General features: G+C 35.0%; 13 protein-coding genes and 1 pseudogene. 8 read left to right on the top strand and 6 right to left on the bottom strand.

What is annotated here, in order from left to right; all coding sequences use genetic code 11:
* The first annotated feature begins 91 nt into the window (after nt 1–91).
* Nucleotides 92–1,900 carry an acyl-CoA dehydrogenase FadE gene (locus A9D35_RS18060; RefSeq protein ID WP_066225585.1) on the top strand — a complete coding sequence of 603 codons (1,809 nt, stop codon included), beginning with the start codon at nt 92–94 and terminating at the stop codon, nt 1,898–1,900.
* Nucleotides 1,901–1,997: 97 nt separating this feature from the next.
* Here A9D35_RS18060 and A9D35_RS18055 read toward each other — a convergent pair whose 3' ends face one another.
* Nucleotides 1,998–3,821, bottom strand: a complete 1,824-nt coding sequence (locus A9D35_RS18055; protein WP_066225581.1) for a glycoside hydrolase family 15 protein — start codon at nt 3,819–3,821, stop codon at nt 1,998–2,000.
* A gap of 80 nt (nt 3,822–3,901) precedes the next feature.
* On the opposite strand from A9D35_RS18055, the pseudogene A9D35_RS18050 reads away from it, so the two are divergent.
* The 4 genes and pseudogenes from A9D35_RS18050 (at nt 3,902) to A9D35_RS18035 (ending at nt 10,321) form a co-directional block, all read left to right on the top strand.
* Nucleotides 3,902–6,110: pseudogene (locus A9D35_RS18050) on the top strand (bifunctional alpha,alpha-trehalose-phosphate synthase (UDP-forming)/trehalose-phosphatase).
* A 39-nt stretch (nt 6,111–6,149) separates the two neighbouring features.
* Nucleotides 6,150–7,466, top strand: a complete 1,317-nt coding sequence (locus A9D35_RS18045) for a M28 family metallopeptidase (protein WP_066225579.1) — start codon at nt 6,150–6,152, stop codon at nt 7,464–7,466.
* Nucleotides 7,467–7,486: 20 nt separating this feature from the next.
* The gene (locus tag A9D35_RS18040; RefSeq protein ID WP_439951248.1) at nt 7,487–9,133 is read left to right on the top strand and encodes a M1 family metallopeptidase; all 1,647 of its coding nucleotides are present in this window, start codon (nt 7,487–7,489) and stop codon (nt 9,131–9,133) included.
* Nucleotides 9,134–9,211: 78 nt separating this feature from the next.
* Nucleotides 9,212–10,321 carry a polysaccharide lyase family protein gene (locus A9D35_RS18035; protein ID WP_141675579.1) on the top strand — a complete coding sequence of 370 codons (1,110 nt, stop codon included), beginning with the start codon at nt 9,212–9,214 and terminating at the stop codon, nt 10,319–10,321.
* A 114-nt stretch (nt 10,322–10,435) separates the two neighbouring features.
* On the opposite strand, the gene A9D35_RS18030 is transcribed toward A9D35_RS18035, so the two are convergent.
* The 5 genes from A9D35_RS18030 to A9D35_RS18010 form a co-directional block, all read right to left on the bottom strand.
* Entirely contained in the window at nt 10,436–14,269 is a 3,834-nt protein-coding gene (locus tag A9D35_RS18030) for a DUF7619 domain-containing protein (protein WP_159427079.1), read from the bottom strand.
* 373 nt (nt 14,270–14,642) lie between these two features.
* A complete protein-coding gene (locus A9D35_RS18815) occupies nt 14,643–15,113 on the bottom strand; it encodes a hypothetical protein (protein ID WP_174545279.1) in 471 nt (156 codons plus the stop codon).
* Nucleotides 15,114–15,577: 464 nt separating this feature from the next.
* Nucleotides 15,578–17,038: a sigma 54-interacting transcriptional regulator gene (locus A9D35_RS18020; RefSeq protein ID WP_066225576.1), complete on the bottom strand. Its 1,461-nt coding sequence runs from the start codon at nt 17,036–17,038 to the stop codon at nt 15,578–15,580.
* A gap of 94 nt (nt 17,039–17,132) precedes the next feature.
* Nucleotides 17,133–18,257, bottom strand: coding sequence for a vWA domain-containing protein (locus tag A9D35_RS18015; protein WP_066225575.1), 1,125 nt, complete (start codon nt 18,255–18,257; stop codon nt 17,133–17,135).
* Nucleotides 18,258–18,407: 150 nt separating this feature from the next.
* Nucleotides 18,408–19,085, bottom strand: coding sequence for a Crp/Fnr family transcriptional regulator (locus tag A9D35_RS18010; RefSeq protein WP_066225574.1), 678 nt, complete (start codon nt 19,083–19,085; stop codon nt 18,408–18,410).
* 94 nt (nt 19,086–19,179) lie between these two features.
* Here A9D35_RS18010 and A9D35_RS18005 point away from each other — a divergent pair, with 94 nt between their 5' ends.
* The 3 genes from A9D35_RS18005 to ccoN all read left to right on the top strand — a co-directional run bounded on the left by A9D35_RS18005 (nt 19,180) and on the right by ccoN (nt 24,024).
* Entirely contained in the window at nt 19,180–21,564 is a 2,385-nt protein-coding gene (locus tag A9D35_RS18005) for a heavy metal translocating P-type ATPase (protein WP_066225572.1), read from the top strand.
* An 81-nt stretch (nt 21,565–21,645) separates the two neighbouring features.
* The gene (gene ccoS, locus A9D35_RS18000) at nt 21,646–21,831 is read left to right on the top strand and encodes a cbb3-type cytochrome oxidase assembly protein CcoS (protein ID WP_066225570.1); all 186 of its coding nucleotides are present in this window, start codon (nt 21,646–21,648) and stop codon (nt 21,829–21,831) included.
* A 12-nt stretch (nt 21,832–21,843) separates the two neighbouring features.
* Nucleotides 21,844–24,024, top strand: coding sequence for a cytochrome-c oxidase, cbb3-type subunit I (ccoN, locus tag A9D35_RS17995; protein ID WP_066225568.1), 2,181 nt, complete (start codon nt 21,844–21,846; stop codon nt 24,022–24,024).
* The last annotated feature ends 9 nt before the right edge of the window (nt 24,025–24,033 follow it).

Below are 24,033 nucleotides of genomic sequence, written 5' to 3'. Positions count from 1 at the left end.
AGATACTAGTATTAAGTATTTAGACAGCTCAATACTAAAATCTCAATACTCAATACTCAATACCACGTGCTTAACAACTAATAATTAAACTATGGAAACAACAGACAAAGACATACTAAGAGGAGGACAATTCCTTATAAAAGAAACAAATTACGAAGATGTGTTTACTCCAGAAGATTTTTCTGAAGAGCAAACCATGATGAAAGAGGCGGTTATGGAATTTAACGACCGCGAAATTATTCCGAATAAACCACGATTTGAAGCAAAAGACTATGCCCTTACCGAAGAAGTTATGCGTAAAGCAGCCGAACTTGGGTTTTTAGGTGTCGCGGTACCCGAAGAATATGGTGGGCTTGGAATGGGGTTTGTATCGACCATGCTTACTTGCGACTATATTTCGAGTGGAACCGGATCGTTTAGTACGGCTTTTGGTGCACATACTGGTATTGGTACCATGCCAATTACCTTATATGGTACAGAAGAACAAAAACAGAAATACGTTCCCAAATTAGCAACGGGCGAATGGTTTGGTGCTTATGCATTAACAGAACCTGGTGCAGGTAGTGATGCTAATTCAGGAAAAACAACGGCAAAATTGTCTGATGATGGAAAATCGTATCTTATTAACGGACAAAAAATGTGGATTTCGAACGCAGGTTTTTGTAGTGTAATGATTGTGTTTGCGCGTATTGAAGACGATAAAAACATTACCGGATTTATCGTGGAATACGATGCAGAAAACCCAAACGGAATTACTTTGGGCGAAGAAGAACATAAACTAGGTATTCGTGCCTCTTCTACTCGTCAGGTGTTTTTTAGCGACACCGTAGTTCCTGTAGAAAACATGTTAGCCGGTCGTGGCGAAGGATTTAAAATTGCCATGAATGCACTAAATATAGGGCGTATAAAATTGGCTGCAGCCTGTTTAGATTCGCAACGTCGTATTACAACTACCGCTGTGCAATATGCTAACGAGCGTAAGCAATTTAAAACTCCGATTTCAGATTTTGGAGCGATTAAAGTGAAGTTAGCCGAAATGGCTACAAATGCTTATGTTGGTGAGTCGGCATCTTATAGAGCTGCAAAAAATATTGAAGACCGTATTGCCATGCGTCAAGCTGCAGGAAACACGCATCAAGAAGCCGAATTAAAAGGTGTTGAAGAATATGCTATAGAATGTTCTATATTAAAAGTAGCAGTTTCTGAAGACGTGCAACATTGTGCAGACGAAGGTATTCAGATATTTGGAGGTATGGGCTTCTCTGAAGACACCCCTATGGAAGCCGCTTGGAGAGATGCGCGAATAGCCAGAATTTACGAAGGAACTAACGAAATTAACCGTATGCTTTGCGTAGGGATGTTAGTTAAAAAAGCCATGAAAGGTCATGTCGATTTATTAGGACCTGCTATGAAAGTTCAAGAAGATCTTATGGGAATCCAGTCTTTTGACACCCCTGATTATTCTGAATTATTGTCTGAAGAAAAGGCTATGGTGGCCAAACTTAAAAAAGTGTTCTTAATGGTTGCTGGAGCCGCCGTACAAAAATTTGGTCCGGACTTAGAAAGTCACCAACAATTATTAATGGCTGCATCCGACATACTTATTGAGATTTATATGGCTGAATCGGCTATTTTGAGAACCGAAAAGAATGCAAAACGTTTTGGCGAAGATGCTCAAAAAGAACAAATCGCAATGTCTAAATTGTATTTATATCAAGCCGTAGACATTATTGAGAAAAAAGGAAAAGAAAGTATTATTTCGTTTGCAGAAGGTGACGAGCAACGAATGATGCTAATGGGATTAAAACGATTCACAAAATATACCAATTATCCTGATATTGTAGATTTAAGAAATGAAATCGCAGAAAAGGTAAAAAAGGAAAATAAATATTGTTTCTAAAAACAAATGCTTGACTAATTCAAATTAATGTTAAAAGGCCAATTCTTATTTTTAGAATTGGCCTTTTTTATGTTTTAACTATGTTTTATGTCGGTACTTATTTCGCAGAATCATCGCGGATATCGCGCATTGTTTCTATAACTTTTTCTTCATCTGTAACTTTAGATAAATTTATGGCTGTTTCTATCAACGCTAAATGAGAATAGGCTTGAGGGAAGTTTCCTAACAACCTTTTGGTTTCAAAATCAATATCTTCACTAAACAAACCTAAGTGATTACTATAGGATAATAACTGATCGAAAAGTGCGATAGCCTTTTGCTCCTCTCCTATTTTATACAGGCTATTTATAAACCAAAATGTACAAATGGTAAATGATGACGATGGTAATCCAAAATCATCCTTATTTTTATAGCGGTATAATAATCCATCATTACTTAAATCACGTTCAATACCTTTTACTGTATTAACATATTTAGAATCGTTGGCATCTATAAATCCGTAAGGTTCCATAAGTAATACCGAGGCATCCAAATCTTCAGATCCATAAGATTGCGTAAATGCCTGTACTTTTTCGTTCCAAGCATTGGTCATGATATCGGCTTTTATCTCTTGCTCTAACGGAATCCATTTTTTTAGTTTCCCTGTTTTTCCTAAAATTTCGGCAACTTTAATAGCTTTATCTATTGCCACCCAACACAAGACTTTAGAAAAGGTAAAATGACGTTCTTCTGTTCTAAACTCCCAGATGCCCTTATCGGCTTCTTTCCAGTGTTTATTTACAACCCAAACAATACCTTTAGTTATGGTCCAAATTTCTTCACCGTTTTCTATATCTGTTTTAAAATTTACTAATTGCTGGTGGATAACATCCATCAAAATTCCATAGATATCGTTTTGGCGTTGCTCGTAGGCGGCATTTCCAATGCGTACAGGTTTAGAGTTTTTATAACCGCTTAAATGATCTAATGTTTCTTCGGTTAATTTTTTCTCTTTATTAATACCATACATAATTTGAAGCTTTTCATCTTTGTCTGGTATTAAATCTATAATGAATTGCAAGTAACGTCTTGCGATCTTTTTATGCCCTAATTGCGACACCACTTTAATTACCATAGAAGCATCTCGGATCCAGCAAAAACGGTAATCCCAATTTCTAACTTCCCCTATAGTTTCTGGTAAAGATGTAGTTGCTGCAGCTAAAACGGCTCCTGTTTTATCGTAGGTTAACAGCTTTAAAGTAATAGCGCTTCTAGAAATTTCATCATTATAACGCTGGTAAGATGGCGTGTTATCCATCCAATTTAACCAATATACCTTAGTCCGTTCAAATTCAATATAAGCCTTGTGTACATCGGGTTTAAATATTTTCTCGTTATACCCAATTAAAAAATAAGCATCTTGTGATAATGTTATTTCTGTTCCGTTAATCACAGATTCCTTATCTAAATCGGTGTATAAGAATAAGGTATCAAACTTTTCCTTATCGGTTAAACTAACAATAAAATCAGATTTTACATAAGTGTTGGTATCGCCTAAAGCATATTCTAATTTCGGATTATAATCTACCGAAAATTTTGGAGTCCCTGTTCTATATTTTACAAATCGAATGATTTCTGGAGGCGACTGGTACCCTCCTGTTGTTTTGTGATAGCGTGGCATAAAGTCCATAATATCGAATGCATCTACCCCATTACTAAACGACGTTACTAGAATGGCTGTATTCTTTAAATATTTCTGAGACACGTTGTAGCTATCATCAACAGTAATTCCAAAATGTCCTCCAATTTCTTCGTCTAAAAGTTTAGCAAAAACAGAACTTGAATCGAATTCTGGCAAACAACACCAATCGAGGGATCCCGTTTTAGAAATGAGTGCTGCACTTCGGCAATTTCCTATAATTCCATAGTCTAAATTATTCATTAAATCTTCTTTTTACATGGTTAGCAACCTATTTTTCTTTAAATTAACGAAAAACTTATTGCTAATCAAAATACAACTTCATGAATAAGACCATTATAGTCTCAAACAGACTTCCTTTACAAGTAAAATTAGAAGATTCTAAGCTAGAAATTAAACCCAGTATTGGTGGTTTAGCGACAGGAATGAAATCTGTACATGCCGAAGGCAATGGTATTTGGGTAGGTTGGTCCGGTTTAACAGAAGATCAATTAACACCTAAATTAACTAAAGAAGTAAAAAAAGCGGTGACCAAAGAAAAATGTGTTACTGTACCACTAACACTTGAAGACGTTGATAATTTTTATCTCGGCTTTAGTAATAAAACCCTTTGGCCATTATTTCATTATTTTATGGAATACACCACTTTTGAAAGTTCAGAATGGGAAGCCTATAAAGAGGTAAATCAGAAATTTGCCGATGTTGTTCTCGCGAATGTTAATGATGGCGACACCGTTTGGGTTCATGACTATCAATTATTGCTACTACCTAAATTAATTCGAGACAAAAAACCGAATATCTCGATAGGATTCTTTTTACATATTCCATTTCCATCCTTCGAGATTTTTAGAACCTTTCCATGGCGTGAAGAATTATTAGAAGGCATGCTTGGTGCCGATTTAATTGGATTCCATACCTACGATTACGAACGTCATTTTTTAAGTTCTGTAAAACGTATTCTTAGACTAGAAGTTAAATTCAATAATATAGATTATCACGATCGCACTATAAAAGTAGACTCCTTTCCTATGGGAATTGATTACGACAAATTTTATAATGCCGCGTTAGTAAACGATAATCAGCAAAGTAAAGAACGATCGGAATTACAACGTCGTTTAGACGAGCATGTGAAATCGGATTCTAATGCGAAAATCATTCTGTCTATAGACCGTTTAGATTATACTAAAGGGATTCCGAAACGCTTACGGGCCTTCGAATATTTTTTAAATAAATTCCCAGAATATAAGGAGAAAGTACGTCTTATTTTATTAGCTGTACCTTCTCGATCTAATGTGCCGCAATACCAAAAACTAAAACGTGAAACCGATGAGTTAGTGGGTAGAATTAATGGGGAGTTTGCAACCGTAAGCTGGACACCTGTTTGGTACTTTTACCGCTCTATGCCTTTCGAAAATTTAATTGATTTATATACTACTTCCGATATCGCACTTATTACCCCTATCCGTGATGGAATGAATTTAGTGGCCAAAGAATACATCGCTACCCGAATTCATCAAGATGGGGTTTTAATTTTGAGTGAAATGGCTGGAGCTTCAAAAGAAATGAATGAGGCCCTTTTAATTAATCCTAATAATTTTGAACAAATCGCCAATACCATTAAACAAGCCATAGAAATGCCGCTTGAAGAACAACAAAACAGAATTAAAATTCTTCAAAATAGATTGGGACGTTATACGGTTGAAAAATGGGCGGAAGAATTCTTAAAAACTTTAGAATCTACAAAACAAAAAGAAGATATATTCATTTCTAAACGGTTAAACTCTTCATTAAAAAAAGACATTTCGAAATCCTTTAAAAAAGCAAAAAGAAACTATTATTATTAGATTTTGATGGCACTTTAGTAGGTTTTAAAAACAACCCTAAAGATGCGAAACCCGACGCCGAATTATTTAAATTATTAGATAAAATAAATACTAACAAAGATGTGAAACTGGTTATTATTAGCGGAAGAGATCGAGAAACCTTTGAAGATTGGTTTGCAGGAAAAGATTACACCTTAATAACCGATCATGGCGTTTGGCTAAAACAAAAAGATGAAGATTGGCAAATGCTAGAACATATAAAAAATGATTGGATGGCCAGCATTTTACCAGTATTAGAAGATTTTGTAGACAGAACCCCAGGAACCTTTGTAGAAAAGAAAAATATTCGCTGGCCTGGCATTACAGAAAAACAGACCCAGAACTGGCTCAAATACGAACTACTGAATTAAATACCGTATTAAACAGCTTAATTGAAAACAACGACCTTACCGTTTTAAAAGGTAATAAAGTAACCGAAATTAAAAGCAGTAATGTTAATAAAGGTCGTGCTGCAGCACGTCTTTTAACACAAGATAATTACGATTTTATGTTTGCTATTGGCGATGATTGGACAGACGAATATATGTTTGAAGAATTACCAGAATCGGCGTTTACCGTTAAGGTTGGTTTCAAAAAAACAAGTGCCAAATATCACGTTAAAGACACAGACGAAGTTCGCGACTTATTAAATACATTTGCAACTCATTAATTCAACCGTAAAATTATGACATGGCGTTTATATTTATGTATGGGTTTCGCCTGCAGTACGATGTTAATGTCGGGGCAAAATCATCAAAAATTATACGATATAATTGATGCGGTTTCGGCCAATCGCATAAAAAACGATGTAAAAACATTAACCGAATTTGGCACAAGAAACACCTTTAGCGATACTGTATCTCAAACTCGGGGAATTGGAGCTGCAAGACGTTGGATTAAAGCCGAATTCGAGTCTATTTCGAAAACTTGTAACTCTTGTTTAAACGTATTTTACCAAAAAGATTTTGTAACCAAAGCGAATCATACAAGAGTGCCACACGATGCCTGGGTGGTTAATGTTGTTGCCATTCAAAAAGGGACAACCTACCCTAATCGATATATTATAATGACTGGTGATATTGATTCTCGTGCTAGTGATACTATGGATTTTACAACAGATGCTCCCGGAGCAAACGACAATGCTTCCGGAATGGCAGGTACCATTGAAGCTGCACGTGTGTTATCGCAGTACACCTTCGAAAATAGTATTGTGTATTTAGGATTATCTGGCGAAGAACAAGGGCTATTTGGTGGTGCTGGATTTGCAGCTTATGCCAAAGCCAACAATTGGGATATTATTGGTGTGTTTAACAACGACATGATTGGCAATATTGAAGGTGTAGATGGTGTTATAGACAACAGATCGTTTCGAATTTTTTCTGAACCCGTTCCACCTACAGAAACAGAAAAAGAGCGTAAATTACGTCGTTTTTACGGTGGTGAAGTCGATGGCATTTCACGGCAATTAACCCGCTATGTATATAAAACAACTAAAACTTATATGCCCGAAATGAACCCCATGCTTATTTATAGATTAGATCGGTTTGGAAGAGGTGGTCATCATCGGCCATTTAACGATCTAGGATTTGCAGGGATCCGGATTATGGAAGCACACGAAAACTACACCCAACAACATCAAGACATTCGTACAGAACACGGTATAGATTATGGAGATACGTTCGAGCATGTTAATTTCGATTATGCTAAAAAATTAACAGCTGTAAATGCGATTAACCTTGCTTCCCTAGCCTCGGCTGCTCCTGCCCCATCTGCGGTTGCCATAGGCGGGATTGTTGAAGCTTCGGCTAAATTAAAATGGGACGCAGTAGACGGTGCGGTTGGATATAAAATTTATTGGAGAGATACAACCTCTCCGACTTGGGATTATAGCCGACCTGTAGGTAATGTAACGGAATTTACTTTACAAGGTATTGTAATTGATAATTATTATTTTGGCGTCGCATCTATTAACAAAGCGGGCTTTGAGAGTCCTGTTGTTTTCCCCAACAGCATTATAAAAAACTAAATTCTCTAAAACTAATACACTTGAAAAAACACAATTTACTTTTATTAGCCTTCCTAATTTTTACCGTTTCCAGTTACGGACAAGAATTATCTGAAAAAAATAAATTTACACATCAAGACACCCTACGTGGTAGTATTACTCCAGAACGGGCTTGGTGGGATTTAACCTATTATCATTTAAATGTTGAAGTTCAACCTACAGAGAAATTTATTTCGGGACAAAACATCATTCAATATACTGTTTTAGAGCCTGCCAACGTCTTACAAATCGATTTGCAAGCTCCTTTAAAAATCACAAAAGTTACTCAAGATAAGGAGGAATTAAATGTTGTAAATGATGGAAATGCACATTTTGTTACGCTTTTAAAACCGCAAGATAAAGGAGCCGTAAACCAGATTATTGTGCATTACGAAGGTCACCCCAAAGAAGCTGTAAGAGCACCTTGGGATGGTGGTTTTTCTTGGAAAAAAGACGATAACGGAAATGATTTTGTAGCAACCTCTTGCCAAGGTTTGGGAGCTAGTGTTTGGTGGCCTTGTAAAGACCATATGTACGACGAAGTAGATAGTATGGATATTTCTGTTAAAACACCAAAAGGTTTAATGGATGTGTCTAATGGGCGATTAACCGACACAAAAATACATACCAACGGTACGAAGACATATACTTGGTCGGTAAAAAATCCTATAAACAATTATGGAGTAAATGTAAACATTGGGAATTACGCGCATTTTTCTGAAGTTTATCAAGGAGAAAAAGGACCTTTAGACATGAATTATTACGTGCTAAAAGAGAATCTTGAAAAGGCCAAAGTCCATTTTAAAGATGCACCACGTATGATGAAAGCTTTCGAACATTGGTTTGGCCCGTATCCGTTTTACGAAGACAGCTTTAAACTGGTAGAAGTACCGTATTTAGGCATGGAACACCAAAGCTCTGTAACCTATGGTAATAAATACGAAAATGGGTATTTAGGCCGTGATTTATCGGGAACCGGATGGGGATTAAAATTTGATTTTATAATTATTCATGAAGCCGGCCACGAATGGTTTGCTAATAATATTACCAATATCGATATCGCAGATATGTGGATTCATGAAAGTTTTACTGCCTATTCCGAAAATTTATTTTTAGACTATTATTACGGTAAAAAGGCCTCGGCAGAATATGTTATAGGCACACGTAATGCCATACAAAACGACAAACCTATTATAGGCGTTTACAATGTAAACCACGAAGGTTCTGGAGATATGTACTATAAGGGTGCAAACATGTTACACACCTTAAGACAATTGATAGAGGATGATGAAAAATGGCGACACATTTTACGAGGAATGAATAAAACATTCTACCACCAAACGGTAAATACGCAACAAATTGAAACCTATTTAAGCAAGGAAACAGGCATCGATTTAACGGCCTTTTTCAATCAGTATTTAAGAGATGTTCGCATTCCTACTTTAGAGTATTCCATTGAGAACAACACTTTAAAATACCGTTGGACAGAAATTGTAGATAACTTCGACATGCCGATTCAAGTGACAATAGATAAAAAAGAACAATGGCTATACCCCACAGCGGCATGGAAAACCTTACCAGTATCTTATGATAAAGTAGACTTTGAAGTTGATGAAGATTTTTATGTGTATTCCAAGCTAAAATCATAAAAAAAGTGTTCTAATCGTTTCACTTAAATTACCTTTGTAAACATATAAATCAATACTAATATTTTGATTTTTAGACTTATGAAAAAGCTCTTATTTATTTGCCTTTGGCTCACTGCCCATTATATATTTGTAAGTTGTAATGATGACAGCGATGAAGGAAACCCACCCGTACTTACCGATATTTCTGTTTCTACTACGACAAATGAAATTCATTGGACCAACTCAAATGAGCTAACAACAGCCATAGAAGAGGCTTTGACTTACCATTATGGAGAGGCGAAAGAAAACGAAGTAGATAAACCATTAACATTCAATACCGATACTACACAGGTTATTGCAAGTATCGCTTTTAAACCGGCCTTCGAAAATGTATATACCGATGAAAACACAACCAACAATGCTGTAACCATTACGCTTGTTAAAACGAATATACCTTTAGCTCCCGTTACATTACAGGCAGATGGTCCTGGGGAAACTTATGAATTAATTACCTCGGTTCTAGCCCCTGGAGCAAACCCTATTGAAACACCAGATTGTAATCACGCCGACTTTGGAAGGCATATAGATGAAGTTTTCGATAACGAATTAAATGCTTATGTGTTTAGATTCCATATGCATACCTCACCAGATAACGATAGATGTATAAATTTTGATAGACAACGCAACGAAATAAAAACCTACGATCAATCTCCAGAGAACTTAAAAGGAACAGAAGATGAAACTGTAGTTTATAAATGGAAATTTAAACTAGACGAAGGTTTTCAATCGTCTTCCAATTTTACACACATTCATCAATTAAAATCGGTTGGTGGCGATTTAGAAAGCATGCCAATTTATACGTTAACCACCCGCAAATCTAATCCTGATCGCTTAGAGTTACGGTATGCCGAAACCGACAAACAAATTACTTTAGCACAAACTCCCTTAGCCCCATTAACTGGTGTTTGGTTAGACGTTACAGAAACTATTACTTATAGTACTTCTGGAAATTATAAGATTGAAATAAAAAATGTAAACGACGATACCGTGTTATTTAGCTACGCCAAGACAGGTATTGTAAACTGGAGACCTGGGGCAAGTTTTGTTAGACCAAAATGGGGGATTTACAGAAGTTTAATCAATGAAAATGACCTCAGAGATGAAACATTACACTATACAGATTTTAGTATACAAGAAGTTAAAAAATAAAAACCAGAGGCAGATGTTTACAAAAACACTACCTCTGGTTTAATCTTAACACTATATTTTCAATTGTGGGTATTCTTTTTTTATATGACTACTATACAGACTAAAATTTTTGTTTTAATTTTTAATGAATTTAATGGTCTTGGTCGTGTCCTTGTTACTCGTTATTTTTAATAAATACATACCTGTTTTTAAGTCAGAGACCTTCAAACTTGCATGTCCTACATTATTGGATTTTGTTAGGATATGTTGACCTAGCAATGTGTATAAAGCAACTTCAAACTCTAAACTATTAGCCGATTTTAAATAAATAACATCTTCTACAGGATTTGGATATGCTTGTATAGAATCCTCATTTTCGGAAATTTCATCTACGTCAAGGATCATCTCTGTAAATTTATTTTGTGTTACGTTCGTCAATATTGGTGGGTTTTGGTCGAAATAAATGGATGCTTGATTTTCCAATATATCTCCAACATCAACGTCATCTTTAACCTTTATCATATAAGTAACATATCCCTGATTTTCGGTTTCAGAATTTGCCGTATAATCTAAGTAAATATCATTGAAATTGAATTTCACAATATTCTCTTCTTCAGAAGGAATAATTTCTATCGACATAGGATGTGAACTTTCTAAGAAGCTTAATGAATATTGATCAAATTTTTCATCTAATACATCAATAATAAAAACATCCTTTGCTGAGAAATTACCATCATTCTGAAAACGAATTGTATAAGTTAACCACTTATAATCAAGAGGTGTTTCATGTATTTCTACTCCGGCAACTCCAGGAGTTACTAATTTATCGTTTGGAGCGTAGGAACTTCGAATAGGTACTCTATGTGGTCCATCAGATTTACTCGGACTAGTTCTGCCTTCAACTGTAGGTGGAGCAGGAACACTAGGTACACTTGGAGGCCAAAATGGTTCTGGCAAATCAGAAAAGCCGCTCCCTGTACCTCCTGGCGGAGGAACTAAATCTATAATGTTATCCCCTATTGAGCCATTTCCATCATCTTCAAAGTCTTTACTTGCCGCCTTAGAAAATCCATACCCCACAACCGTTCCATTTTCTTCAGACTGGAACAAATCCGTTTTAACCTCAATAATATAAGTGTCTAAAGGATCAATCTTAGGTAACGTGAATTTTACTTTGGTAGTATCGGATTCGTACAGAATTTTTGGCGTTATTGAAACCACCTCAGAACTATATAATGCTTTATCTAATTTCACTCCCCATGTATGCCCTTTTGGTTCTATAGTTATATAATCTAAAAGATGAAAATTCCCTTTTGGCGCTAATTTGGTTACAATAACATCTTCAACTTCTGGCAATTGGTTATCGCTACCAACATCCTCATTAAAATACACATAATCAAAAGTAATGTCATTATAAGATTTAGAATCAGACATATTTCCAACTGCTGTGGTAAAAGTGTTGTTAAAACCTGCTCTATTAAAAGCCCATGCACCTAATTTCGAAGAGGATTTAACAACTATGGTTTCAATATTATTGGATTTTAATTGAAAATCATTTACTGTGGTATGTTCTTCCAAATTTGAAACAGAAAATATAATTTGTCTATTTGTTGCAACAACGTAAGGATTTACAACAGACATGCGAATATCATAGTTTCCACCATCATCGTAATACGGGAAATAATATTTACCATCTGCATTGGTATAGGTCTCGAAAATATTATTTTTACTTGTAATAATAGTTACTTTTTGATTTGCATAGCCCTCTCCCGCGTCAAATTGATTGTTTTCATTTTTATCAAAATAAACTAAGCCATGAATCCCAAAGGTCTCCCCACCATTTAAAAATTGTTCAGCTGTATGCTCTGTTGTTAATTTTAGCCAAGATTCTGATGCATTAGACCAAAATGCACCATTATTATCTATAGCTAAAGAAACGGGTCTGTAGAAACTACTTTCAGGAATAATACCTTCTCCTCCTTCAAGTATAATGGTTTCAAAAGTAGGTGAGTTGGATTCTGGATTCTTAATGCTAATAAGTTCAGCATTATCGTTAGTCAGTAAAAAAATGTCACCATCTATATCTACAACGCCATTCACGATATTGCCTAAATCCGCATAATCGCTATTATCTATAGTTACAAGTGTTGTTCCGTTAAATAATAACACCCCCCTAGCACAAACTATAGCTACATTACCATTAGGAAGTGCTAAAATCTTTTTTATAGCTCCTATAGCTGCAGCTTCGAAGGTTTCTGTAGTTTGTGTATTGGTGTCGAATTTTTTAAGATAGAAATCGGCACTATAAACTCTAGCAAAATATGCATTACCATAAATATCTGGTGTAAAGTGATAAAAATTCTGGTAATCTGTATCTTTTAAATCGATAGTTTCAACTAATTTATCATATTTTAATATATCTATTTTTTGTGTCCTTCTACTATACACCCAAATTTGATCCTTATACTTAGCTAGTTGTTCAACACTATTAGGTGCCAAATCTGGCAACTTCGCTATATAAGGCATATATAATTTTTTAACCCTAGAATCGTTAACTACCGGGATTCCATCTGCATCTAATAAAAAAGATGTATGTCCATTTATTTCATATTGCCTTTTAAATGTATCACTATTAGACATATAACTAATCGTACCATTACTATCATAATCATTATAAAACCAAACCCCATCAGCATCTGGATAGGCAACTTGAGAACGGGTAATCATGGCATGTGAAATATTTTTGGGTTCATCATCATTAATACCGTGCCAAACCCCTTGGTCATTATACATGGCCTCAAAATTTGTATGACGAGTAGTACCAGCAGTAGTAGTCATCACATAAATTTTATTATTAAAGTTAAAAATTTCGTCTGGCGCATACGCCATTTTAAAACCTAAATTTTCAATATCAGCCATATTAAAAAAAGTCCATTCTGGGTTATTTTCTATAGGATTTAAGTGTATAAACCCAGACCAATTTACTGGAGTAGACCATACATTCCCATCACCATCTACAGCCAATTTATCGAATCTGTAATTTGTAACTTCAGTAAGCGCTAGTTCAAAAGTTGTAATTGCTTCTGTTTGGGTGTTTAACTTGTATATAGCTCCGCCCCCATTATTTACCCAATTGGCAGTCCAGATATTTCCATCATTATCTACAACTATATCACGTACATTATTCACATAATTCGTGTTATCTGTAAAATAAGATGCTTCTAGGTCTAAAGTGTTTTTGTTATATTTATACAAACCTGTATCAGTTCCAAAATATAGAGCATCATTAGTAAAGAGCAATTGACTATGATTATTAGATCCTGTAGCGGATATCCCTAAGCTACCCATCACAGATAAATTTCCGTTTTGAAATTTAAAAACGTTAAACTCCTTCTCTGGGGTGTTAGTCGTTAAAATATAAGTGGCATCCGTAATTTCATCATACGCAAAAGAATGCGTATAAGTTGTCCCATTACTATTACTAGGTAAAGACACACTTTTAAAGGTTTTAGTATTCATATCGATGTAATTAACCGAGCGATAAAAATTGGCCTTAAAAAAAAGAAATCCAGATTTAGATAATAAAGCTTCATCAACCCCATGAGAAAATGATGATGACACAATTGCTTTGGGAATGGCAAGATTAGGGATATTATCCCAACTCCCATTTTCTTTACGTATAGAAATCCCTTCCGAAGTTAAAAACACCTCATCCTTATTAAAATAGTTCTCAACCATCTTTTTTAGAACTCTAGAATTTAATCCGTAACTCGCTTCTACTACACCTAAATTACTAATTTTATCGCAAAACGATATTTTCCCTTTTGCCTCAGGAATATCTTTAGCACATTGCCCTGGGTAGTACGTTATTTTTGTGCCAACCTTATACGTTTCAATTTTCTCTACTTGTGATTTTCCTACTTGGCTCATTAAAAAAAAGAGCACTAATACCAGTAATTTTGTTTTCATAATTTTTGGTTTGAAAGATTTAAAACAAAACAAAATTGCTTTTAGCATATTCACAAAATCTGAACTCACCCAATGGTTTTCTAGGTAAGTAGTACAAATAGTTTTTATACTAATAAAAACACTTGAAGAATATGGTTTAAAAAGTAGTAATGTTTTAGGAATAAACCCTTGATTAATAGCTCTTTCAAATTACAACAAGTAATTGAAGAATAAAATACACAGTACTACGTATATTTACTTTTTAAAATAATTATGATATTCTAGATATTTCATCGTTTACAAAAGCAAAACAGGATTAGATTTTTATTAAAATCTAATCCTGTTTTGAATTTTAAAATAGGTTCCTGAGTTAAAATCCTTAATTATATATCGTTTAAATTCTTATGATTAAACCCGACTTTTTCGTAGTTGTTTTGGCTTCTGCTTCTCGAATCTCAAAGATTTCCGATGATGACTTGCCTTCGGCTTTAAGTACTCGGCCTCGGGCCATAAAAGGCTCTAGGCTTTTGTGGTAACAGGCTGCACTAAATCCGGGTATTTTAGGATCGTCTGCCAAGACAATAAATTCGTTATCTCCTTCCTTTAGTGTTACAAAATCTCCAGCCATATTATACCCTATAACTTTGCAATTTGCTCTGCTGTCTTCTGGAGCAGCCAGAAGTGCCGTTGCAATTAGAGCAGCATCGGTGTCGATTGCAGTGTATTCCGTTTTAACTATATTTAATGTGCTGTCTGCTACAATTTCTGTATTAGAAGATGACGCGGTATTAATTTTCGTTTTGTCTGATGAATTACAAGACATTAAAACGGCCGTAAATAATAGTGTTACTATAGTTCTTTCCATTTTTTGAAGGTTTTAATTGCGTTATTTTATGTTGAAAGCGTTGACCTCAGTATTTTTAACTACTAATTGTTATTCCCTTTTTTCAATATATTAAATAATGAAGGAAAAAGACTAGCAGTTAATTATCTAATGTTTATGCCGCTGTTAAGGTCATCACTGTATCTTCCTTTATGTTCATATACAATCTTTTATACCTTGGGAACACCCGTGATTATTCAATTTTAAAGTAAAAATACTATGCCTGTTTTAACAATAGTTACAGAATAGAAAATATAAAATACCTAAATACAAAAACCATTTCGATACCCTGCAATTCCACTCCTCCACATTACAGCACTCCTTTGCCGGGTTAATAATGTAACAATTGATTAATGTGACAATGTAATAATTATCAATTTGAAGATTTGAAAATTTAAAATTGAAAACGGCAAATAACGAACAACTAAAAACAAACAACAATCTCCCTACAATCCTTTTATATAACTCCCATAAGGATCTTTAAATTGGATACCTTCTGTATAACGAAATTTACTTAATTTACTAAACTGAACCAAGCCCCAAAGCACAAACTCTTTAACAAAATAACGCTCCTCGACTTTTAATTCGGGTTGATAGGTATTAATAAAATCGTCTAATGGAGCAATACGATCTAAAGTTGATTTGTACGTAGCTTCGTCCAAATCGTCTAGCAATTCAAAATCTTCTTCGGTATTAAAAAACCAGGAAGCAACCCCGTCATAAGGCGATTCTTCACTTTGCTTTTCTAATTTTTTTATTTTCGGAAATAACTTAGGGAATATGGTTTCTACCGCATCTCCAATTAAATTAAAAGCTACCACAGAAGCCCCTTCTTGCTCACCTTCGTAAACCAACTCAACCTTTCCCGTTATAGCAGGAATAATACCTACAAAATCACTTAATCTGATATTGGTTTTAGCATCTCCTGATATTAAGCTCCTACGCTCGGCTGTACTTACCAAATTTTCTAGTGCCGTAATTCCTAATCGGGCACTAACCCCACTTTTGGCATCTATAAATTCGTTATCGCGAGCTTCAAAAACAATTTGTTCTAATAAATCTTTTGCTAACTCAGGCACTGTTACTAGGTCTACCTGGTCTGCATTAATTTTTGCTTCTTGTTGCGTAATCTTTTTGGCTATTTCAATATCATAAGGATAATGCGTAATAATCTGCGAGCCAATTCTATCTTTTAATGGTGTAACTATACTTCCGCGATTTGTATAATCTTCAGGGTTTGCTGTAAATACAAATTGGATATCTAAAGCTAATCGGAGTTTGAATCCGCGAATTTGAATATCGCCTTCCTGAAGAATATTAAATAAGGCTACTTGTATTCTAGCTTGTAAATCTGGTAATTCATTAATTACAAAAATACAGCGATTTGCTCTAGGAATCATTCCGTAATGAATCACGCGATCGTCGGCATAACTCAGTTTTAAATGTGCCGCTTTTATTGGGTCTACATCACCAATAATATCGGCAACGGTAACATCTGGGGTGGCCAATTTTTCTGCAAAACGTTCACTCTTATGCATCCATGAAATAGGAGTATCATCGCCCTTTTCTTTTATAAGCTCGATAGCAAATCTTGAAATGGGTTGCAACGGATCGTCATTAATTTCTGAACCTTCAACCACAGGAATATACGCGTCGAGTAAATTCACCATTAATCGCGCTAAACGTGTTTTGGCTTGACCACGTAATCCTAATAAATTAATATTATGTCGCGATAGAATGGCACGTTCCAACTCCGGAACAACCGTATTTTCATACCCGTGAACACCTTCAAAAGTCACTTCATTATGTTTTAATTTTTCAATTAAATTATCCCGTAATTCGTCTTTAATAGATTTGCTTTTATAACCCGATTTTTTTAATTCGCCAAGGGTCTTTATATTTTTCATAGTTTTTCTGTTATCTAACGTACTCCTTTAGAAAGAGCACTGCAATGTTTTTAAATAAATTTTTCTTTTTCCCTTTGGGAAGATTGGGATGCGATCATCCTCGAATTCTTTTCTTTCTATTAGATTCGTAATCTTCAAAAATCATTTCTCCCAAGCCTTTTAATCCTGTATAAAACGCCTTGCCTTGATTAGCCCGTGTAAATTCCCTAACAAATTGGGTTAGATAAGGATCTTTAGCAATCATAAATGTGGTAATGGGAATGTGTAAACGTCTGGCTTGTTGGGCAGAATCGTAACACTTGTTTACAATAAAATCGTCTAAACCCATACTATTTTTATAATACTCGCCACCTGGCATTCGCAGGCAACTCGGCTTTCCGTCTGTAATCATAAAAATTTGCTTATTGGTATGTCGCTTTCTTCGTAATACATCCATGGCCAATTGCAATCCTGCTACAGTATTGGTATGGTAAGGCCCAACTTGTAAATAAGGTAAATCTTTAATTTCTATAAGCCAGGCATCATTTCCAAACACCAAAATATCTAAAGAATCTTTTGGATAACGAGTCGTGATTAATTCGGCTAGAGCCATGGCAACTTTTTTAGCTGGTGTAATTCTATCTTCTCCATACAAAATCATACTATGACTAATATCAATCATCAGCACTGTACTCATCTGCGATTTATGCAACGTTTCTTCAACTACTAAATCTTCTTCGCTAAGATTAAAGCTTCCAATACCATGATTTATTTGGGCATTTTTTAAACTTTCGGTGATGGATACTTTATCTAGAGCATCGCCAAACTGATAATTCCTAAATTCTCCTGTATGTTCATCGCCAACGCCTGGAGATTTACTTTTATGGTTTCCAGAACCACTGCGTTTTAATTTTCCGAAAATTTGATTTAAAGCTTGCTGCCTAATAGCGCGCTCCGTTTTTGCCGTAATTTTGGTACCACCTTTCCCGTCGGGATCAACATCGTCTTTAATGTAACCTTTCTTTTTAAGGTCTTCAATAAAATCGTCTATGGTATAATTGGCATCTGTAAGTTTGTATTCCTTATCTAATTCGCGTAGCCAACTTATGGCTTCATCGAAATCGCCCGAAGTATGTGTAATAAGCTCTTTAAAAATATCAAAAAGCTTATCGAAAGGCGACTGATTTTTAGCTTCATATGTTTTAAATACAAACCCTTTTTTATGTATTGATCTTTTCATAGCCTTATAAAAATACTAATTTATTGGTAAACCTTAGAGCCTTTAAGATATTATTATAAACGAAAAAAGTTGAATCGCAATAACTGCCATTCAACTTTATAAATATTAACTCGATATAAATAATCGAGGATTACAATTCAGAAATAAAAATTATTCTAAGGCTTCAAAACCCTGATAATCTGAAATTTTTATTCTTTTACCAGAGGTTTTAATTAAACCTTCTTTTTTAAACTGAGACAAGGTCCTTATTACCGACTCGGTAGCTGTACCAACAATACTAGCAAAATCGTCTCTAGACAAGGTTACACTTAAATATCCTTCTTCATCTTTCCCAAAATTATCTTGTAAGTACAGTATAATATCAGCTAAGCGTCGTCTAACCGAATTTTGAGCCATGTTAATAATTGCAGTTTCGGCTTCCTTTAAATCGGTAGCCATGCGTTTTAACACGTTGAATGAAAACTCAGAGTTTTGCAATAAATCTTCTAATATTTCTTGTTTCGGAATAAAACAAACCTCCATATCGTTTAAAGCAGTTGCAGTTAAATTAGCAACCTGATTTATAATTACAGAACGTTGCCCTAAAAGCTCACCCTTAATAACCAGTTTTACAACTTGCTCTTTACCTTTCTCTGTTAACTTGGTTAACTTACAAACTCCAGAGCTTATGCAATACACGCCATTCAACATCTCTCCTTCCTTAAAAATAACTTCCCCTCTTTTTACCTGCTTTGTTATTTTACACCCAGAAATTGCTTTAATTTCTTCGCCTTTTAACATTTGTAAAGCACTAAGCTTTCTCACCATGCATTGCTCGCAATCGCTCATTCCAAAAATAATTTAATTCTTAGCAAAAGTAGTGAAACCATGACAAATATCATATTTTTGCAGCATGCTATTTTAAACCTTTGGCCAAAAAATAATGAGTAAACTTTCAGATAAAAATACCTGTTATCACTGTGGGAATAGCTGTGACGCTGTTGCCATCCCTTTCGATGACAAATGGTTTTGCTGTAATGGCTGTAAAACGGTTTATGAAATTTTTTCTGAAAGTAATCTTACAGCATATTACGACATACAGAATGCGCCTGGAGCCATTCCGATTATAAATGAAGGCAAATACGACTTTTTAAAAGATGAACACATTTTAGAAAAGCTTTTAGAATTTAACGACGAAAACGTACAAATTGCTAGTTTATATATTCCGCATATTCATTGTAGTTCTTGTATTTGGATTTTAGAAAATTTACACAAACTGAAACCCGAAATAACCAGTTCGCAAGTCGATTTCAATAAAAAAACAGTCCGAATTACTTATCAATCTCAGCACACTAGTCTTCAAGAAGTAGTTATCTTATTAAGTAGCATTGGTTACGAACCCTATATTAGTTTAGACGATTATAGCTCGACTAAAAAACAAATAAATCGTTCTATAATTTACAAATTAGGAATTGCTGGTTTTGCCTTCGGAAATGTAATGTTTTTATCGTTTCCAGAATATTTTGAAGTGAACGAATTTTGGTTAGACCAGTATAAACCTGTGTTTAGGTGGTTAATGTTTGCTTTTTCTCTTCCGGTTGTATTTTATGCCGGGCGCGATTATTTTATTTCTGCCTATAAAGGATTGCGTGCAAATCTGCTAAATATAGATGTTCCTATTGCTATTGGAATTCTAGTTCTTTTTGTAAGGAGCACCATAGAAATTATGTTCGATTTAGGGCAAGGCTTTTTTGATAGTTTAACTGGACTGGTGTTCTTCTTATTATTAGGAAAGTTTTTTCAGCAGAAAACTTATTCGTTTTTATCTTTTGAGCGCGATTACAAATCGTATTTCCCTATTGCGGTGACTAAAATTGTTTCGGAAACCGAAGAAATCCCAATTCAGATTTACGATATTAAAAAAGGAGATCGATTACTTATTCGCAATGAAGAACTTATTCCTGTAGACGGAATTTTAATAAAAGGCAAAGCGGCAATCGATTATAGTTTTGTAACCGGAGAATCGGAAACCATTACAAAAATTTCGGGCGATAAATTATTCGCTGGAGGAAAACAAACCTCTGGAAGTATTGAAATGGAAGCCTTAAAAGAAGTGAAACAAAGTTATTTAACACAACTTTGGAGCCACGATATTTTCAATAAAAACAAAGAAGATAGTTTTGTAAACTTAACCAACACCATAAGCAAACGTTTTACCATTTCTATCCTCTCTATTGCGGTTATTGCTACAACATTTTGGCTATTTTACGATGCCAGTAAAGCCATGAATGTTTTTACTGCTGTGCTTATAATTGCTTGCCCGTGCGCTCTTGCTTTAGCAGCTCCGTTTACCTTTGGTAACATCCTTCGTATTTTTGGTAAGCATAAATTCTATTTAAAAAATGCCAGTGTTATAGAACAATTAGCAGCTATAAACACCATTATTTTTGATAAAACTGGAACCATAACATCGAATAAAAAAAGTACGGCAACCTATCATGGCACACCGCTTAATCAGGAGGAAGAGCGCCTATTAAAAAATACATTGCGAGGATCTAATCATCCATTAAGCAGAACACTTTACGATATTTTAAAAACTAACGATATTATCTCTTTAGACACTTTTGAAGAGCATATTGGACTAGGTTTAGAGGCCTCGATTAAAAATAATGCGATAAAAGTAGGGTCTGCAAATTTCGTCGGACAAAAGGAACTTCAGAAATCATTAAATACAAGTGTACATATAAGTAGTAATAATGCATACAAAGGGAAGTTTACGTTTTATAATAGCTACAGAACGGGCTTATCTAAACTTTTTAACAGCTTGAAAGCAGCTTACGATTTGGTTATTTTATCGGGAGATAATGAAGGTGAATTAGAAAACCTAACCAAATTATTACCCACAAAAACAAAATTGCTATTTAACCAAAAACCCGAAGATAAATTAGAATATATAAAATACCATCAAACCGAAGGTGCAAAAGTACTCATGGTTGGAGATGGATTAAACGATTCTGGTGCTTTAGCCCAAAGTGATGTTGGGATTGCCCTTTCTGAAAACATAAATATTTTCTCGCCGGCCTGCGATGGTATTATGGATGCGAGCGTTTTTGACAAGTTAAATCGGTTTATTAAAGCATCAAAATCAGCAATTAAGATTATTAAATGGAGTTTTTTATTATCTTTATTCTATAATTGCATTGGGCTCTATTTTGCTGTAACAGGACAACTTGCACCTGTAGTCGCAGCCATACTTATGCCGCTAAGTTCAATTAGTATTGTTGTTTTTACAACCATTACAACAAATTGGGTAGGAAGAAAATTGTAGGAATCGAATTCTAAAAATATGACAAATGTCATATTTTGAAGCGTTAGAGCCTATTACTTTTACGAATTATTATAAATATATATGAGTGTAATTTACATTTTACTGGGAGTCAGCATCATCGTAGCATTAATCTTTTTTGTTGCGTTTATTTTTGCTGTAAAAAATGGGCAATTTGATGATAGTTACACCCCTTCGGTTCGGATGCTCTTTGAAGACGAACTAATAACAGAAAAACCTAAAAAACCTATACTAACTAAAAAAGAATAATCAACTCTTACTATGGAAATACAACAATTCTACTACGATAATAAAATCGTTAAAAAATTCATTTATGCAACCATTTTTTGGGGTGTAGTTGGAATGGCAGTGGGTTTATTACTGGCATTTTTCTTTTTGTTTCCTAATCTTACCGATGGCATTTCTTGGCTAAGTTTTGGTAGATTAAGACCATTACATACAAATGCTATTATTTTCGCTTTTGTTGGTAATGCCATTTTTGCCGGAGTATATTACTCCTCTCAACGGCTTCTTAAAGCCAGAATGGCGAGCGATCTTTTAAGTAGTATAAACTTTTGGGGATGGCAACTTATTATTGTTGCAGCAGCCATTTCATTACCGCTAGGGTATACATCGTCTAAAGAATATGCCGAGTTAGAATGGCCTATAGATATTGCTATAGCCTTGGTTTGGGTTGTATTTGGATGGAACTTAATTGCAACCATTTTAAAACGTAGACAACGCCATTTATATGTTGCTATTTGGTTTTATTTAGCCACATTTGTTACCGTTGCGGTGTTACATATTTTCAACAGTTTAGAACTTCCTGTTAGCGGAATGAAAAGCTACTCGGTGTACGCTGGTGTTCAAGATGCCTTAGTACAATGGTGGTACGGGCACAACGCGGTAGCCTTCTTTTTAACAACACCGTTCTTAGGATTAATGTATTATTTTGTTCCAAAAGCAGCGAACAGACCTGTATATTCTTATAAACTATCTATCGTTCACTTTTGGTCTTTAATCTTTATTTATATCTGGGCAGGACCTCACCATTTATTATACACCGCTCTACCAGAATGGGCACAAAACTTAGGTGTAGCCTTCTCTGTAATGTTATTAATGCCTTCTTGGGGAGGTATGATAAACGGACTCTTAACCTTAAGAGGGGCTTGGGATAAAGTACGTACAGATCCTGTTTTAAAGTTTATGGTTGTTGCCATTACAGGTTATGGTATGGCGACTTTCGAAGGTCCATTATTATCGCTTAAAAATGTAAATGCCGTTGGTCACTTTACCGATTGGATTATTGCTCACGTACATGTTGGTGCTTTAGCATGGAACGGATTCTTTACTTTTGGAATGATTTATTGGTTAGTACCAAAATTATTTAAAACAAAATTATACTCTTTAAAGCTTGCAAACCTTCATTTCTGGATAGGTACTTTAGGTATCGTAATGTACGCACTTCCGCTATATGTTGCTGGTTTCTTACAAGCAAGTATGTGGAATCAATTTAACCCTGACGGAACTTTAGTTTATGGTAACTTTTTAGAAACCGTAACCGAAATCATTCCGATGTACGCGATGCGTGCTGTGGGTGGAACGCTTTACTTAACCGGAATGTTAGTATTAGTGTATAACGTAATTGCAACGGTTAAACGCGGTACAACAGTATCAGACGAATTAGCTGAAGCTCCTGCTTTAGAACGTGTTTCTAAACGTAGACTTGCAGGCGAAGGCTTCCATACTTGGTTAGAGCGTAAACCAATTCAGTTAACTATTTTAGCAACTATCGCTATATTAATTGGTGGTATTATTCAAATAGTACCAACTATAATGGTAAAATCTAACATCCCTACTATTAGTAGTGTAAAACCATATACGCCGTTAGAACTTGAAGGTCGCGATATTTATATTCGTGAAGGTTGTGTGGGTTGTCACTCACAAATGATTAGACCATTTAGAAGTGAAGTAGAGCGTTACGGAGAATATTCTAAAGCAGGAGAATATGTTTACGATCACCCATTCCTTTGGGGAAGTAAACGTACCGGACCAGATTTACATCGCGTTGGTGGTAAATATTCAGATAACTGGCACTTAAACCACATGTACGATCCTCAAAGTACTTCTAGTGGATCTATTATGCCTGCATACCAATGGATTGTTAGAGATGAATTAGACAAATCTAACACCGAAGGTAAAATGAAAGCCATGGTTAGCTTAGGTGTACCTTATACAGAAGAAGACATTGCCAATGCACAACAAAGCATGTTAGAACAAGGAACAGCCATAGAAAAGAATTTATATAACGATCCCGATTTTGCTGCCACTTACGAAAGTGATAAGAAAGCAGCTGCCGAAAGTGGTGCCGACTTTGTCGAGATGAGAAATCGTGAAATCGTAGCTATTATCGCATATTTACAACGATTAGGAACAGATATTAAAGTAAAAGAAGTAGAATAAATAAAACAA

Source organism: Formosa haliotis (assembly GCF_001685485.1).
GTDB classification, from domain to species: Bacteria; Bacteroidota; Bacteroidia; order Flavobacteriales; family Flavobacteriaceae; genus Formosa; species Formosa haliotis.
This window is presented reverse-complemented; position numbering and strand designations above follow the sequence as displayed.

What these genes read in the sequence shown, in the direction of transcription:
- ccoS (WP_066225570.1), top strand. Translation starts at nt 21,646, where the DNA reads ATGAGTGTAATTTACATTTTACTGGGAGTCAGCATCATCGTAGCATTA.
- A9D35_RS18055 (WP_066225581.1), bottom strand. Translation starts at nt 3,821, where the DNA reads ATGAATAATTTAGACTATGGAATTATAGGAAATTGCCGAAGTGCAGCA.
- A9D35_RS18015 (WP_066225575.1), bottom strand. Translation starts at nt 18,257, where the DNA reads ATGAAAAGATCAATACATAAAAAAGGGTTTGTATTTAAAACATATGAA.
- A9D35_RS18815 (WP_174545279.1), bottom strand. Translation starts at nt 15,113, where the DNA reads ATGGAAAGAACTATAGTAACACTATTATTTACGGCCGTTTTAATGTCT.
- ccoN (WP_066225568.1), top strand. Translation starts at nt 21,844, where the DNA reads ATGGAAATACAACAATTCTACTACGATAATAAAATCGTTAAAAAATTC.
- A9D35_RS18020 (WP_066225576.1), bottom strand. Translation starts at nt 17,038, where the DNA reads ATGAAAAATATAAAGACCCTTGGCGAATTAAAAAAATCGGGTTATAAA.
- A9D35_RS18035 (WP_141675579.1), top strand. Translation starts at nt 9,212, where the DNA reads ATGAAAAAGCTCTTATTTATTTGCCTTTGGCTCACTGCCCATTATATA.
- A9D35_RS18010 (WP_066225574.1), bottom strand. Translation starts at nt 19,085, where the DNA reads ATGAGCGATTGCGAGCAATGCATGGTGAGAAAGCTTAGTGCTTTACAA.
- A9D35_RS18060 (WP_066225585.1), top strand. Translation starts at nt 92, where the DNA reads ATGGAAACAACAGACAAAGACATACTAAGAGGAGGACAATTCCTTATA.
- A9D35_RS18045 (WP_066225579.1), top strand. Translation starts at nt 6,150, where the DNA reads ATGGGTTTCGCCTGCAGTACGATGTTAATGTCGGGGCAAAATCATCAA.
- A9D35_RS18005 (WP_066225572.1), top strand. Translation starts at nt 19,180, where the DNA reads ATGAGTAAACTTTCAGATAAAAATACCTGTTATCACTGTGGGAATAGC.
- A9D35_RS18030 (WP_159427079.1), bottom strand. Translation starts at nt 14,269, where the DNA reads ATGAAAACAAAATTACTGGTATTAGTGCTCTTTTTTTTAATGAGCCAA.